The organism is Stenotrophomonas sp. SORGH_AS_0321, assembly GCF_031453215.1.
GTDB lineage: Bacteria > Pseudomonadota > Gammaproteobacteria > Xanthomonadales > Xanthomonadaceae > Stenotrophomonas > Stenotrophomonas chelatiphaga.
The window spans coordinates 2785864-2800120 of record NZ_JAVIZG010000001.1 but is presented as its reverse complement, the minus strand read 5'-3'; the positions used below and the strand labels follow the sequence as shown (position 1 = coordinate 2800120).

Here is a 14257-nt window from a genome sequence, read left to right as displayed (position 1 = left end):
TTCAGGCGATGGTAGGCGTCTCCAGTGGAGGCAGCGGTACCGCGCCGTCGCCGGGGGAACGGGCGATCACCCGGTTGCGGCCGAGGTTCTTGGAGCGGTACAGCACATCGTCGGCCGCACGCAGCAGTCCCTGCACGTCGGCGAAGCGCTCATAGCCGCCCTGGGTCGCCACGCCGGCGGAGAAGGTGATGAACAGCGGCCCGCCTTCCAGCATCGCCATCGGGGTGGACACGATGCGCGCCAGCACGCGGCGGATCACATCCAGGGCGACTGATTCGGTGGTGTTGGGCAGCAGCGCGACGAACTCTTCGCCACCGAAGCGTGCCACCGTGTCGCTGGTGCGCAGTTGCCCCTGCAGCGTGCCGGCGAACTCGCGCAGCACTTCATCGCCGGTCAGGTGGCCGTGCGCATCGTTGATCTTCTTGAAGTCGTCCAGGTCGATGAAGGCGACCGACAGCGGCCAGCCATGCCGCGTGGCGCGCAGGAATTCCTGTTCCAGCACCGCTTCCAGCTGGCGGCGGTTGAGCACGCCGGTGAGGGCATCGCGATGGGCCTGTTCGGACAGCCGGTTGGCACGCGCTTCGAACTCGTCGGCGCGGCGGCGCGCCTGCTCGGCGTCCTGCATCTGCCGCAGGTTGCGCAGCGTGGCCAGCTCCTGCGCGTGGTCGATCAGCAGCTGCACGCGCGCCGGGGTGGTTGGCGAGGTGTCGAACAGGCTGGCGATGGTCGGCAGGGCCTCGCTGATCTGCGCCAGCACCTGGTCGAACTGCGCACTGTCCAGCTGCAGGCGCGCATGCACCTGTTCCAGCGCACGCTCGCGTGCGGCGTCCGGGTCGCTGTCCAGCCAGATGTCGGCGACCATGCCGGACAGTTGGACGCAGGCCTGGAACACGTCCTCGGACAGCACCGCGTCTTCACTGTGGCTGATCGCTTCGCTGAGGTAGCGCGGCAGGTCCCACTGCGCGGCCATGTAGGCGCCGACCTCGGCATGGGTGCACTGCAGCTGCGCGCGTTCGGCGTCCAGCAGGGCAGCATTGCTGCCGGCATCGCGCAGCAACGGCAGGTAGGTATCCGGATGGGACTGGGCCAGGGCGAGCACGCCGATGTCCTGCAGCAGGCCGGCCAGCATCAGTTCTTCCAGTCGGCGCAGGCCGCGCGCCTGGCCGAGCTGGCTGGCGGCCAGCGCGCTGAGGATGCTGCGGCGCCAGGCGCGTTCGCGCAGGTCCTGTTCGCGGCCACCCGGCGCGCCGACCACGCCCTGGGTGAGGGTGAAGCCCAGCGCGAGGGTGAGCGTGGCATTGAGCCCCAGCATGGTCAGTGCCTGGCCGAGGTTGTCGATCCGGCGGCGGCTGGCGTACAGCGGCGAATTGGCGATGCGCAGCATGCGCGCGCTGAGCGCCATGTCGATGGCGATGATGTCGGCGGCCGTGCTGAGGTCCGCTTCGGGATCCTGGGCCAGTTCGATGATGCGCAGCGCGATGCCGGGAGGCGACGGGAGATTGCGGCAGAGCGCCAGGACAGCTGTCAGCTCGGGAGGCATGTCGGGTCGTTCGTTCATGTGTGGCGGGATGAGGGTTCCGTCACAGATCTGCGTATTGCCCCTTGCACCCAACGAACTCCCCCGGAAGAAGTATCGGCGCGATCGCCGCATAACGCAAAGGCGGTCCCGCCCCGCGCGTCGTGCATCCCCGGCGCGGAAACGAAAAAGCCGCGCAGGGCGCGGCTTCTCCGTGGATCAGGTCAGTCCGGCAATCAAGCCAGGCCGGCCTGCTTCATCACTTCGGCGGCGTAGTCTTCCACCACCTTCTCGATGCCTTCGCCAACGGCCAGGCGCTTGAAGCCCACCACGTCGGCGCCGGCAGCCTTCAGCACCTGCTCGACGGTCTGGTCGGTGTTCAGCACGTACGGCTGGCCGTACAGCGTGACTTCGTTGACGATCTTGGCGATCTTGCCGCTGATGATCTTCTCCAGGATGTCAGCCGGCTTGGCCTTGTCCTTGTCGGTCATCTTGGCCAGCTCGATTTCCTTCTCCTTGGCAACGAAGTCGGCCGGAACGTCGGACGCCTTGTTGTGCGGGGGATTCATCGCGGCCACGTGCATGGCCAGGCCACGGGCCAGCTCGGCGTCGCCGCCAGCCAGTTCCACCAGCACGCCGATGCGGCCGCCGTGGACGTAGGCCGCCACGTTGTTGCTGCTTTCCAGGCGCACGATGCGACGCACGTCGACCTTCTCACCGACCTTGGCGATAACCGCAGCGCGGGTCTCGTCGACGGTGTCGCCCGAAGCCAGCTTGGCGGCCTTCAGCGAATCGATGTCGGCAGCGCCGGAGGACAGCGCAACGTCGACCACCGACTTGGCGAAGTTGGTGAAGTTCTCATCCTTGGCGACGAAGTCGGTTTCGGAGTTGATCTCGACCAGCACGGCCTTGCCGGCTTCCTGGGCGGCCACGATGACGCCTTCGGCGGCAACGCGGTCGGACTTCTTGTCAGCCTTGGCCAGGCCGGACTTGCGCAGCGCTTCGATGGAGGCTTCGATGTCGCCGTTGTTCTCGACGAGCGCTTTCTTGCATTCCATCATGCCGGCGCCGGTGCGCTCGCGCAGTTCCTTGACCAGGGAAGCAGTGATTTCCATGGGATTACCTCACAAAAGAAAGGGGTTGGGCCGGCATGCTGGCCGGCCCGTATGACAGGGTGCTGTCAGCCGCCCGGGGCGGCCGGCAGGACGGGTGGACGCGGCGCATCCACCCGCGGCCTGGATCAGGCCTGTGCGTCGTCGGACTTCTTCGGCGCAGCCTTCTTGGCCGGAGCGCGACGGGCCGGCTTGGCCTCTTCGCCTTCAGCGGCTTCGGCGAACTCTTCTTCGCGCACGGTGGCGGCGTGCGGCGCAGCGGCCTTGCCTTCCAGCACGGAGTCAGCGGCGGCACGGGCGTACAGCTGCACGGCACGGATGGCGTCATCGTTGCCCGGGATGGCGTAGTCCACCAGTTCCGGGTTGTAGTTGGTGTCAACCACGGCGATCACCGGGATGCCGAGCTTCTTGGCTTCCTTGATGGCGATGTCTTCGTGGCCGATGTCGATGACGAAGATCGCGTCCGGCAGGCGGTTCATGTCCTTGATGCCGCCCAGCGAAGCTTCCAGCTTGTCGCGCTCGCGACGCAGGCCCAGCACTTCGTGCTTGACCAGCTTCTCGAAGCTGCCGTCGTTCTCGCCGGCTTCCAGCTCCTTCAGGCGCGCAACCGACTGCTTGACGGTACGGAAGTTGGTCAGGGTGCCGCCCAGCCAACGCTGGTTCATGAACGGCATGCCGCAACGCTCGGCTTCTTCGCGGATCGACTCACGCGCGCTGCGCTTGGTGCCCAGGAACAGGATGGTGCCGCGCTTTTGCGCAACCGAGGAGATGAAGTTCATCGCATCGTTGAACAGCGGGACGGTCTTTTCCAGGTTGATGATGTGGATCTTGCCACGGGCGCCGAAGATGTACGGGGCCATCTTCGGGTTCCAGTAACGGGTCTGGTGACCGAAGTGGACGCCGGCTTCGAGCATCTGGCGCATGGTGATCTGGGGCATTGCAAAACTCCTGGCGGGGAACCGGCGTGCTCCGTTGTCCCTTGCGGGACGCCCGCGGAAAGTGTGCGGGACTGCGCGGGCGCGCATTGATGGTTCCGGGGTTGGGCTTCCCCATCGTCTCCGTGGCCGAACCCCTTGCGGGGCACCCCGGCACGGATCGGGACGATGGGTGTGGATTCACCGGTGACGTCCGGTGTGGACGATTACCCGCGCAGGATGCGGCAGGTAATCCGGGGATTATAGACCGGCGCTGGCGCCGGCTGCAATCGGCTCCAGGTCTTCGGCTGCCGTGCCGTCGCGGCGGGCCTGGAAACGGCCGCCCGCGTAGCCATCGGCACGCTCGGGCAGCGCCCAGCATACCGTGGCGCCGGGCAGTACATAGCCGGACAGGCCGGGCTGCAGGGGCTGCCGCGCGCCATCAGGGGCAACGAAGGCCAGGTCCTGCAGGCGCGCGCGGTGGCTGCCGGGGTTGTGCAGCCGCAGGCAGGGCGTGGCGCCGCGCGCGCCCAGCTGCGCCGACAACGCGCTGGCCACGGTGTGCTGCGGCAAAATGAACAGCGGCAACGAATAACGCGGCAGGCGGGGGTCGGACGGCTCGATCAGCACCCGGAACGCCTGTTCGCCCGGCGCGTCCAGGGCCGACGGCAGTACCAACCGGACCCGCTGGCGGGCGCCCGCTGGCAGGTGCGGAAGGGCCGGGCTGGCGACGATGGCGGTGGTGGGCTGCAACCGGTCACGGCCGCTGGACTGGTCCCACTGATGGACGAGGATGCGACCCTGCCAGGGCGAGGGCTGGTCGTTGACCAGCCACAGTTCGGCCTGGGTCTGGCCCGGTTGCAGCTGCAGCGTGGTCGGACGCAGCTCCAGTGCCTGGCTGGCGCCGGCGCAGCCGGCCAGCAGCAGGGCCAGCGTCCATCGTCCTCGCAGTGGGCCTGCCGCAGGCATCAGAACACCATCAGGGGTGCGCTGCTGCCTTCCGTGGCGTCGGTGTCAGGGGCCAGCTGGCGCAGCTGTTCGGGCAGGCGGGCCGGCTCGCTGCGCTGGTGCGGGGCACCGCAGCGTGCGGCAGCGTCCGCCGCGCCTGCAGGCAGCGGGCCGTCCTGGCAGCTTTCCACGATCACCAGCCGCAGGCGCAGCGGTTGGCCTTCGGTTGCGGCATGCGCGCCGCCGGCCAGCAGCAGGCAGGCCGCCATGGCCGGTGCCCTGTACCCCCGTCGCGTTGCCATCCCGTCGTCCCCTGCGCTGCACTTCAGCCCTTATCGGCTGCGTGCCCGCCGGCTTTAACGGGGAACCCTGCACGTCGCGGTCAGTAGGTGATGGTCACGGTGATCCGGTCGGCGTAGTTGCCGGCCACCGGCAGGGCGCCGGTGGTGGCGGGGGCGCGCCCGTAGATGGTGACCTGTTGCGCCACGCCGGTGCCGGTGCCGGCCACCACGTCGCTGCCCACGGTGTTGCCCCAGCGCTGCAGCCGCGCGCTGTCGCGGTACAGCTCATACGGAATGAACGCCGTGGTGGTCGTCGCATGGCGCATGCGTCGGGTGCTGCCGGAGGCATGCAGTCCGTTGTCCAGCGCCACGTTGAAGGCGGTACGGCGCACGCAGGTCAGGGTCAGCTGGGCGGTCTGGTTGATCGGCGTGGCGATGCGTCCTGCGGCCGTGCCGAACTCCATGTCGGTCACCAGGTAGCTGCCGCACTGCGGCAGCACGGTGGCGGTGGCGGTGAACGGGAAAGCGTTGCTGGCGCTCTTGCGATTGGTGGCGGCGGCGTCGGTGCAGCTGCCCGGCATGGTCGGGGTCCCGAGCAGTACCTCGTTGTAGGCGTAGGTCAGGGTCACGTTGCCGGTAGTGAAGGCGCTGCTGTAGCTGCCGGTGGCCAGTGTCTGGTTGGCCGGGACCTGCCCGTAGACCGTGGTGGTGATGCTGCCGCTGCCGCCCAGCAACGGCGCGGCGTAGCTCAGCTGCAGGTCCTGTGCGGGCGGCGAGCCGGCCTGCAGCAGTCCCCAGGGCACCTGGCGGGCGGCATCGGTGTACAGCTGGAACGCCAGCGGGTCTGCCGTGGCGTTGGTCATCTGCCGGGCCGGCAGCACTGCGGTGGAGGCGCTGCCGCTGCCGATGCCCACGCACAGGCGCACCCGCACGTTGGCCAGCAGGGTCAATCCGCCGGTGGTGCAGGTGATGGTCACGCCCATGTTGGCCGGCGTGGCCGACGCGGCCATGTTGCTGATGTTGCCAAAGGCCACCGCCGACGCGGTGGCGGTGCAGGTGGTATCCGCGCGTGCAGCGCCAGGCCAGGCCAGCAGCACCAGCAGCACCAGCAGCCCGGCCGCCCATGCACGGATCATCGGGTCTCCTGCACTGGCAGCGGCGTGCAGGTCACCGGGCCCAGGCGCGGGATCGCGCCGGTGGCAGTCACCGGCGGCGGGCTGACCTGCAGTTGGCACGGGCCCTCCGGCGTGGTCACCTGCAAGCGGCCATCGGCGGGCAGGTCCTGGAGGTACACCGCACCGTCATAGCCGACCAGCGCTTCACCCTGCTGTCCGAAGCGGACCACGCTGCCCACCGGCAAGGCGACGCCGGCGCGGTCCTGCGCTACGAACTGCACGGCACGGCTGCGACGCAGGCCGAAGCTGACCCCCAACCCGGCACCCTGGCTGGGCGTGACCCAATCGTCGACCCGCTCGGCGGCGATGTCGGCCGGCAGCCCCATGGTGTCGATCGACAGCCGGTTGCGCTGCCAGGAAAGCAGCGGGCTGACCAGCAACAGGCCGTGCCGGTCGGTGACGCCGATCTCCCGGTTTTCCAGGCGTACCGGCACCCCGGCGATGCCGCCGGTGGACACCACCGCGAACGCATCGTTGACTTCGCGCGCGGCAAACACGTGGCCACCCATCCACACCAGCGCGCCGCCGGCGTTGGCATAGCCGTAGGTGCTGTCGCCCTCGTGCACCGCGCCCACCGAATAGCGCCCGGTAGGGGTCAGCCAGCCGGCCTCGGCCAGACCGCCGGTGCCGCGGTCGCCCTGCCGGGCCTGCACCCGCCAGCCCATGCCATTGCCGCCGCCGTCGCCCGGTACCGGCTGTGACACGTCCAAGCTGTACAGCTGTTCGCCGCCGTTGCGCTGTGCGGCCACGCTGGCCTGGCGGTTGTTGCCCAGCGTGGCGGCGAGCGAAACGTAGACGCTGCGGTCGCTGCTGTGGCCCAGGTTCTGGTTGGCAGATACATACGCCGACCAGCGCTGGGCGAAGCTGCGCGACCAGTACAGGCTGGCATAGCGGTCGTCCTGGCCATCCGGTTGGCGCAGCCGCAGGTAACTGGCACTGACCGCGCCGAAGCGCTCCAGGCTGACCCCGAAGGTGGCCTGTTCGGTGATGTCTGGCGGCAGGCTGTCCTGCAGGGCGCCGAGGTCACGGTAGTCGCCATGGCTGCGTCGGCTCAGCAGGTTCACGTTGAACCGGCGGTTGTTCCAGTTGTAGCCGACCGAATACTGCCCGCCCTGCAGATCGCCGTACTGGCTGCGTGCATAGGCGGCGGTCAGCACGCCGGCGCGGCCCGCCAGCCAGCCGCCGCCGATGCCGGCCTGGCGCAGGCCGCCACCGGCTTCGGCGTGGGCTTCGGCCGTGAACCGGTCAGTGACGCCGTGGCGCCAGGTGGCGCTGGCCAGGGTCCGGTCGTCGTAGGCGAACGAGCGCACGCCGTAGTCTTCGCGCAGTCGCCCCACGCCCACCGACCAGTCGGTCAGCCCGCGTGCCAGCAGCTGCTGGGTGCCGTAGAAGTCGAAATCCACCGTTCGACTGCGGCCGAACGCATCGGTGATCACCACCTGCGCGGTGCCGGTGCCGCTGATCCCGGGCTGGGTGGCCAGTTGGAACGGCCCTACCGGGACCTCTCCGCTGTACTGGCGCAGCCCGTCCACGTACAGCTCCACGTTCGAAGGCACCACGGCCTGGCCGAGGAAGCTCGGCGTCGGTGACAACACGCGATAGGGTTGCAGGCCGTAGTTGCGTCCCACCTGGATACCGCCCATCCGCACCGGTCGGCTCCAGTCCAGGAACCCGCTGTAGAAATCGCCGACCTCCAGGCTGACCGCCTGTTCCGGGAAATCCAGCGTCCAGCGTGTATCCAGGCGCACGCTTTCGCTGCGCCAGCGGCGCGCATCGCCGTCCTGGAAGCGGCGCTGCAGCGAGAGGTTGGACAGCGTGCCGCGACCCACGCCGAACACCCGCAGTTCCGAGGTGAGGGCCAGGCTGGACTGGTCTTCGACATGGGTGGCGTACAGGTCGTAGTTGAGCAGTACGCCGGGCGAGGCGCTGGCACGGGGGATGTCGTTGGCCCGGGCGCCGATGGAGGCGGTGGGCAGGTCCAACTGGTCCAGCGGGGCATCGATGGCCAGGGTCTGCATGCGCGCGTCGTAGCGCACCTGCACGCCGACCAGCTGGTCCAGGTATACCGGCGCCTCGCCGCGGGCAGGGAAGCCCAGCTGGCGCAGCACCTGGGGCAAGGCCTGCAGGCGGCCGTGCTGGTCGATGAAGGGCAACAGGCCACGCGGCGCCTGGTTCAGGGTGACTTCCAGGTACAGCGACGGGCTGGCAGTAAGCGGAGTCGGCGGTGGCAGCATCGCATCGGGCATCGCGCCGGCGGCGACCACGTCCGCCGCCTGGGCGCTGATCGGCACGAGCCCGAGCAGGATGCGCACGGCCGCCTCAGCGAGCCGGTGGCGTCGCGGGCAGCGCGGTCTGTGCCGGTTCGCCATTGATCTTCGCCGAGAACGTGGCCGCCTCGGGCAACGAAGCGGTGTCCAGGTTCCAGTGCATCACCTGGCCAGGCAGCACGTAGCCGACCAGCCCGGGGCGCAGGATGCGTGGGCGCTGCGGGTCGCCGATGGCGACATCGGCCAGCTGCGCATAGCCATCGCCTTCGTTGCGCACCTCCAGGCCGGGGGTGCCGTCGGGCATCGGCAGCGCGCGGGCGGCCAGCCGCGGCTTCAGGCCATCGGCATCGGCCGGTTGCAGGAACAATGGCACCGAGTAACGCAGCACGAACTGCATGCCGCGCGCCTCCGGGTCCAGCCGAGGCAACTCGTCCACCACCACCCGGTAGGCCTGCTGGGCGGGGCTTTCGGCCGGTGCCATGCGCACCAGGCGTACCAGCTGCTGCTGGCCCGCAGCGAGGTCATGTACCGGTGGACTGGGCTGGATGTCCTGGGTTTCTACCAGTTGGTCCTCGCCACCGGCCTGCTGCCAGCCGAACACCCGGATCTGCACCTTCATCGGCGCGGTGCCGGTGTTGGTCAGCCAGAGGGCCTCGCTGGTCTGCGCGGGGCGCAGTTCCAGCCGGGTCGGCGCTACCTGCAGGCTGGCGGCGATGGCGGCGGCGGGAAACATCGGCGCGCACAGGGCCAGCAGGCCGATGGAAGCCCATCGGCGCTTGGTCGGGGTCATCACGGTCACCCTCTTCAGTAGGTGATCGTGGCGGTGACCGTATCCAGGTAGGAACCGGCTGCTGCGTTGTTCACGCTGGGATTGAGTACCCGGCCGTAGACGTTGTAGGGCTGCGGAGTGCCGTTGCCCACTGCTGCCACGGTGTTGGTGGCGGTGGTCGCGCCCCACACGTTGGTGCGTCCGGCGTCCTGGTACAGCTGGTAGCCGACGAAGTTGTTGGTGGTCACCGCCGCATCGGTATGCCGCATCCGACGCGTGGTCACGTCACCGGCGGTCGCGGCATTGCTGCCCGCGTTGAGCGCGATGGAGTAGGGGGTCAATGCCGAGCATTGGGCGGTGATGGTGCCCTGCGCCAGTACCGGGGCGGTGGCGGTGGACGCGACCGTACCGAAATCGACGTCGGTCGGCGCTGCGGCGGCGATCGTGCAGGAGGTGGTGATGGCGATGCGGACGTTGAAGGTCACGCTGTTCTGCGCGAAGGCAGGGGCGGCCGCGAAGGCCAGGCAGAGGGTCAGGCCACTGAGGGCAAGACGGCGAGAACTACGTGAAGAGCGCATGGGCGGGATCTCCTTGGACCCTTCAGGGTCCTGAACCGAAACGATGCAGTCGAACGCGTTGCTACATGACGGTTATAAGCGCAAAACCGTGGTCGGAGGGTGAGGGGTGGCCGACGGCCGTCACACTTTTCGTTGCCCGGACCGCGCCGGACCCTCAACCCCGGCTGTCGCAGATGCAATGGACCCGTTCAGCATCGGGCCCGGATCAGCGATAATGGCGGGCATGAGCGTAAATCTGAAAACCCCCCAGGAAATCGAGTTGATGCGCGAGGCCGGGCGGCTGGCCAGCGAAGTGCTGGACATCGTCACGCCCTTCGTCAAGCCCGGTGTCACCACCGAAGAGCTGGACCGCATCTGCCACGACCACATCGTCAACGTGCAGAAGACGATCCCGGCCAACGTCGGCTATCGCGGCTTCCCCAAGAGCGTATGCACCTCGGTCAACAACGTGATCTGCCATGGCATCCCCAGCGAGGCCAAGGTGCTCAAGGACGGCGACATCGTCAACATCGACGTCACCGTGATCAAGGATGGCTGGCACGGCGACACCAGCCGCATGTACTACGTGGGCACGCCGTCGGTGATGGCCAAGCGCCTGGTCGATGCGACCTATGAAGCCATGTGGCGCGGCATCCGTGCGGTCAAGCCGGGCGCCACGCTGGGCGATATCGGCCATGCCATCCAGAGCTACGCAGAAAGCGAGCGCTTCAGCGTGGTGCGCGAGTACTGCGGCCATGGCATCGGCAAGGTCTACCACGATGAGCCGCAGGTGGTGCATTACGGCCGCCCGGGGCAGGGCCTGGTGCTGCAGCCGGGCATGACCTTCACCATCGAACCGATGATCAACGAGGGCACCCGCTACAACAAGGTGCTGCCGGACGGCTGGACCGTGGTCACCAAGGATCGCAAGTTGTCGGCGCAGTGGGAGCACATGATCGCGGTCACCGAGACCGGCGTGGACGTGCTGACCCTGTCGCCGGGCGAATCGCAGGTCGCTTGACGATGCTGCCGGCGGGTTCGTTGCTGGACACGCCGGCTTCGTCGGTGCCCGATGCCGAATGGGCTGCCGCGGCGCGCCAGGCGCTGCAGCAGGCCGATGCGCGCCTGCACCGCCGCTTCGACCAGGGCGATCGGATCGAACGCCTGCTGGCGCTGCGCGCGCGCGCAGCCGATCATCTGATCCGCCTCGCCTGGCAGCGCTGCATGCCGGCCGGGCAGGCACTTTCGCTGTTTGCGGTGGGCGGGTACGGGCGCGGGGAGCTGTTCCCGCATTCTGACATCGACGTGCTGGTGCTGGGCGAAACGTCGGCCCAGCACGCCGCCGAAGCCGGGCTGTCGCGCCTGTTCGCGCTGCTGTGGGATTGCGGCCTGCCGGTCAGCCATGCAGTGCGCTCGCTGCAGCAATGCCGCGACGCCGCCGCCGACCAGACCGTGCTGACCGCGCTGATCGAAGCGCGTCCGCTGGTCGCCGCCGAAGGCGCGCGCCGCGCGCTGCGCCAGACCATCGACGATGGCGCGCTGTGGCCGCCGCGTGCCTTCTTCCTCGCCAAGCTGGACGAACTGCGCACGCGGCATGCCCGCTTCGGCGATACCGCCGACAACCTGGAGCCGGACCTGAAAGACGGCCCCGGCGGGCTGCGTGACCTCAATACGCTGGGCTGGATGGCGCTGCGCGCCTTCGGCGTGCGCGAGCTGGAGGCGCTGGTCGGCCTCGGCCACCTCGGCGCGGACGAGGCAGTGGCCCTGCAGCGCGAGCGTGGGGTGCTGGCCGGGCTGCGCTACGGACTGCATCTGGTGGCCGGCCGCCCTGAAGAGCGGCTGCGCTTCGACTACCAGAAGACCCTGGCCGCGCGGCTGGGGTTCGAAGACGATGTGGAAAGCCTGGGCGTCGAAAAAATGATGCAGGGCTTCTACCGCGCCGCATCGGTGGTGCGGCGGATCAGCGACCGGCTGCTGCAGCGCTTCGAGGAACAGTTCGATGGCGAAGCGGTGCCCGAACCGCTGACGGTCGGCTTCTCGCTGCGCCGCGGTTACCTGGCCGCCAACGATGCGGACTGGCCACGCGGGGACATCGGCGAAGTGTTCGCGCTGTTCTCCAGCTGGGCCAACAACGGCCAGGTGCGCGGCCTGCATTCGCTCACTGCGCGCGCACTGGCCGAAGCGCTGCCGCAACTGCCGGATTACCAGCACGCCTGGCCACACATGCGGCAGCAGTTCCTTTCGCTGCTGCGCCAGCCGCGGCCGGTCGATACCCTGTCACGGATGGCGCGGCTGGGCGTGCTCGGCCAGTGGATACCGGCCTTCGCCCAGGTCAGCGGGCGGATGCAGTTCGACCTGTTCCATGTCTATACCGTGGACCAGCACACGATGATGGTGCTGCGGAACATGGGTGAGTTTTCCAGCAGCAAGGCCGCTGAACGTTTCTCGATCGCCCATGAGGTGTGGCCGCGCCTGCGCAAGCCCGAACTGCTGCTGCTTGCCGGGCTGTTCCATGACATCGCCAAGGGGCGCGGTGGCGATCATTCCGAGCTCGGCGCGGTGGACGCGCGGGAATTCTGCCAGACCCTGGAAATGAGCCTTGCCGACACCGATCTGGTGGCCTGGCTGGTGGAGCAGCACCTGCGCATGTCGGTGACCGCGCAGAAGCAGGACATCTCCGATCCGGCAGTGATCCATCGCTTCGCTACGCTGGTGGCCAGCCGCGAACGGCTGGATTACCTGTACCTGCTGACCTGTGCCGATATCGCCGGCACCAGTCCGAAGTTGTGGAATGCATGGAAGGACCGGCTGCTTGCCGACCTGTATTTCGCCACCCGCCGCGCGCTGCGCGAAGGCCTGGAGCCGCCGCTGCCGGCCGCCGAGCGGGTGATCGAGGCGCGCGAATACGTGCGCCAGCTGGTGCGCGAGCAGGGCTATGACGATGCCACGATCAACCGCCAGTTCGCGGTGATGCCCGATGAAGGTTTCATCCGCCTGCGCCCGGAGCAGCTGGCGTGGCAAGCCGGTGCCCTGGTGCCGGTCCGCCAGGGCCACACCCTGGTGAAAGTGCGCCCGATCAGCCCGGACGACCCGGCGCTGGAAGTGTTCGTGCATTCGCCCGACCGCGATGGCCTGTTCGCCGCGATCGTGATGACGCTGGACCGCAAGGGCTACGGCATCCACCGTGCGCGCGTGCTGGATGGACCCTCCGACACCATCTTCGATACCTTCGAAGTGAATCCGGCCGACAGCTTCGCCGACGGCGACCCGCTGCGGCTTGAGGCCGCCCTGCGCGAGGCGCTGTCCGGCGACCTGTCGCGGTTGCGTCCTTCTCGGCGTGCGATCCCGCGCCAGCTGCGGCACTTCCGCTTCGCCCCGCGCATCGAGTTCCGCGACGAAGCGGGCGATGCCGCCGGCACCCGTTTCAGCCTGGTCGCGCCCGACCGCCCCGGCCTGCTGGCCGATGTGGCGCACGTGCTGCGCAACCAGCGACTGCGCGTGCATGACGCGCGCATCGCCACCTTCGGCGAGCGCGCCGAAGACACTTTCGTGATCACTGACGAACACGACCTTCCCCTGGATGAAACCGCCAGGCAGCAGCTGCAGGACGCCATGCTGTCCTGCCTGGACCCAGACCGCAACACCGGAGATACCCACTGATGGCCACCAAGCCGACCAAGAAAGCTTCACAACAGCCGAAGGCTGGTCAGAGCGCCGCTGCCAAGACCGTGGCAACCAAGAAGAGCACCGGCGGCAAGGCCGTGGCCGTCAAGCAGGCGGTGAAAAAGGCGGCGGCCAAGCCTGCCGTTGCGAAGAAGGTGCCGGCGGAGAAGGCACGCGCGGAAAACATCGCGCGCAAGTCGCTGCGCAAGCCGCCCGCCGTGGGCGTGGAAGAGCTGAAGTTCGGCATCGAGAGCGCCTTCGAGCGCCGTGCCACGCTCACCCTGCATGAGCTGGAAGGTTCCACCAAGCCGCTGGTCGGCCGGGTCATCGATGGGCTGGAAAGCGGCGAATTCCGCGTCGCCGAGCCGGACGGGCACGGCGGCTGGAAGGTCAACGAATGGTTGAAGAAGGCCGTGCTGCTGTACTTCCGCGTCAACGACATGGCGGTGGTCGATGCGCGCCCGGCGCCGTTCTGGGACAAGGTCGAATCGCGCTTCGCCGGCTATGACGAAGCGAAGTTCCGCCGCGCCGGCGTGCGCGTGGTGCCGGGTGCGATCGCGCGCCGCGGCACGTATTTCGGCAAGGACGTGGTGCTGATGCCGAGCTTCACCAACATCGGCGCCTACGTCGGCGAAGGCACCATGGTCGATACCTGGGCCACGGTGGGATCGTGCGCGCAGATCGGCCAGCACTGCCATCTGTCCGGCGGTGCCGGCATCGGTGGCGTGCTGGAGCCGCTGCAGGCCAGCCCGACCATCATCGAAGACCATTGCTTCATCGGCGCGCGTTCGGAAGTGGTGGAAGGCGTTGTCGTCGGCCATCACAGCGTGATCGGCATGGGCGTGTTCCTCAGCCAGAGCACCCGCATCTACAACCGTGCCACCGGCGAGATCAGCTACGGCTACATCCCGCCGTACAGCGTGGTGGTGTCCGGTTCGCTGCCTTCGGCCGACGGCACCCATTCGCTGTACTGCGCGGTGATCGTCAAGCAGGTCGACGCGCGTACCCGCAGCAAGACCAGCGTCAACGACCTGCTGCGCGGCCTGGCTGACTGA

12 protein-coding genes are annotated in these 14257 nt (G+C 68.4%); 3 read left to right on the top strand and 9 right to left on the bottom strand.

Going from position 1 to position 14257, the window contains the following annotated elements:
* Nucleotide 1: 1 nt before the first annotated feature.
* The 9 genes from QE373_RS12615 to QE373_RS12575 all read right to left on the bottom strand — a co-directional run bounded on the left by QE373_RS12615 (nucleotide 2) and on the right by QE373_RS12575 (nucleotide 9560).
* The gene (locus QE373_RS12615) at nucleotides 2-1540 is read right to left on the bottom strand and encodes a GGDEF domain-containing protein (RefSeq protein ID WP_309689787.1); all 1539 of its coding nucleotides are present in this window, start codon (nucleotides 1538-1540) and stop codon (nucleotides 2-4) included.
* 212 nt (nucleotides 1541-1752) lie between these two features.
* Nucleotides 1753-2631 (bottom strand): translation elongation factor Ts, encoded by an 879-nt coding sequence (gene tsf / locus QE373_RS12610; protein ID WP_042613840.1) that lies wholly within the window; start codon nucleotides 2629-2631, stop codon nucleotides 1753-1755.
* A 125-nt stretch (nucleotides 2632-2756) separates the two neighbouring features.
* Complete coding sequence (gene rpsB, locus QE373_RS12605; RefSeq protein WP_042613841.1) at nucleotides 2757-3566, bottom strand: 30S ribosomal protein S2; 810 nt, start codon at nucleotides 3564-3566, stop codon at nucleotides 2757-2759.
* Nucleotides 3567-3803: 237 nt separating this feature from the next.
* A complete protein-coding gene (locus tag QE373_RS12600) occupies nucleotides 3804-4511 on the bottom strand; it encodes a fimbria/pilus periplasmic chaperone (RefSeq protein ID WP_309687043.1) in 708 nt (235 codons plus the stop codon).
* Entirely contained in the window at nucleotides 4511-4759 is a 249-nt protein-coding gene (locus QE373_RS12595) for a hypothetical protein (protein WP_057507862.1), read from the bottom strand. The genes QE373_RS12600 and QE373_RS12595 overlap by 1 nt, the downstream gene beginning before the upstream one ends.
* Before the next feature lie 113 nt (nucleotides 4760-4872).
* Nucleotides 4873-5907 (bottom strand): spore coat protein U domain-containing protein, encoded by a 1035-nt coding sequence (locus QE373_RS12590; RefSeq protein WP_309687038.1) that lies wholly within the window; start codon nucleotides 5905-5907, stop codon nucleotides 4873-4875.
* Nucleotides 5904-8258: a fimbria/pilus outer membrane usher protein gene (locus tag QE373_RS12585; RefSeq protein WP_309687035.1), complete on the bottom strand. Its 2355-nt coding sequence runs from the start codon at nucleotides 8256-8258 to the stop codon at nucleotides 5904-5906. Before QE373_RS12585 ends, QE373_RS12590 begins: the two co-directional genes overlap by 4 nt.
* A gap of 7 nt (nucleotides 8259-8265) precedes the next feature.
* The gene (locus QE373_RS12580) at nucleotides 8266-9003 is read right to left on the bottom strand and encodes a molecular chaperone (RefSeq protein ID WP_309687033.1); all 738 of its coding nucleotides are present in this window, start codon (nucleotides 9001-9003) and stop codon (nucleotides 8266-8268) included.
* A 14-nt stretch (nucleotides 9004-9017) separates the two neighbouring features.
* A complete protein-coding gene (locus tag QE373_RS12575) occupies nucleotides 9018-9560 on the bottom strand; it encodes a spore coat U domain-containing protein (protein ID WP_057507866.1) in 543 nt (180 codons plus the stop codon).
* A gap of 223 nt (nucleotides 9561-9783) precedes the next feature.
* Here QE373_RS12575 and map point away from each other — a divergent pair, with 223 nt between their 5' ends.
* The 3 genes from map to dapD are packed head-to-tail and all read left to right on the top strand — an operon-like array spanning nucleotide 9784 to nucleotide 14257.
* On the top strand, nucleotides 9784-10560 hold the full coding sequence (gene map / locus QE373_RS12570) for a type I methionyl aminopeptidase (RefSeq protein ID WP_042613845.1): 777 nt from the start codon (nucleotides 9784-9786) through the stop codon (nucleotides 10558-10560).
* Nucleotides 10561-10562: 2 nt separating this feature from the next.
* Nucleotides 10563-13199: a [protein-PII] uridylyltransferase gene (locus tag QE373_RS12565; RefSeq protein ID WP_309689783.1), complete on the top strand. Its 2637-nt coding sequence runs from the start codon at nucleotides 10563-10565 to the stop codon at nucleotides 13197-13199.
* A complete protein-coding gene (dapD, locus tag QE373_RS12560; protein ID WP_309687028.1) occupies nucleotides 13199-14257 on the top strand; it encodes a 2,3,4,5-tetrahydropyridine-2,6-dicarboxylate N-succinyltransferase in 1059 nt (352 codons plus the stop codon). Before QE373_RS12565 ends, dapD begins: the two co-directional genes overlap by 1 nt.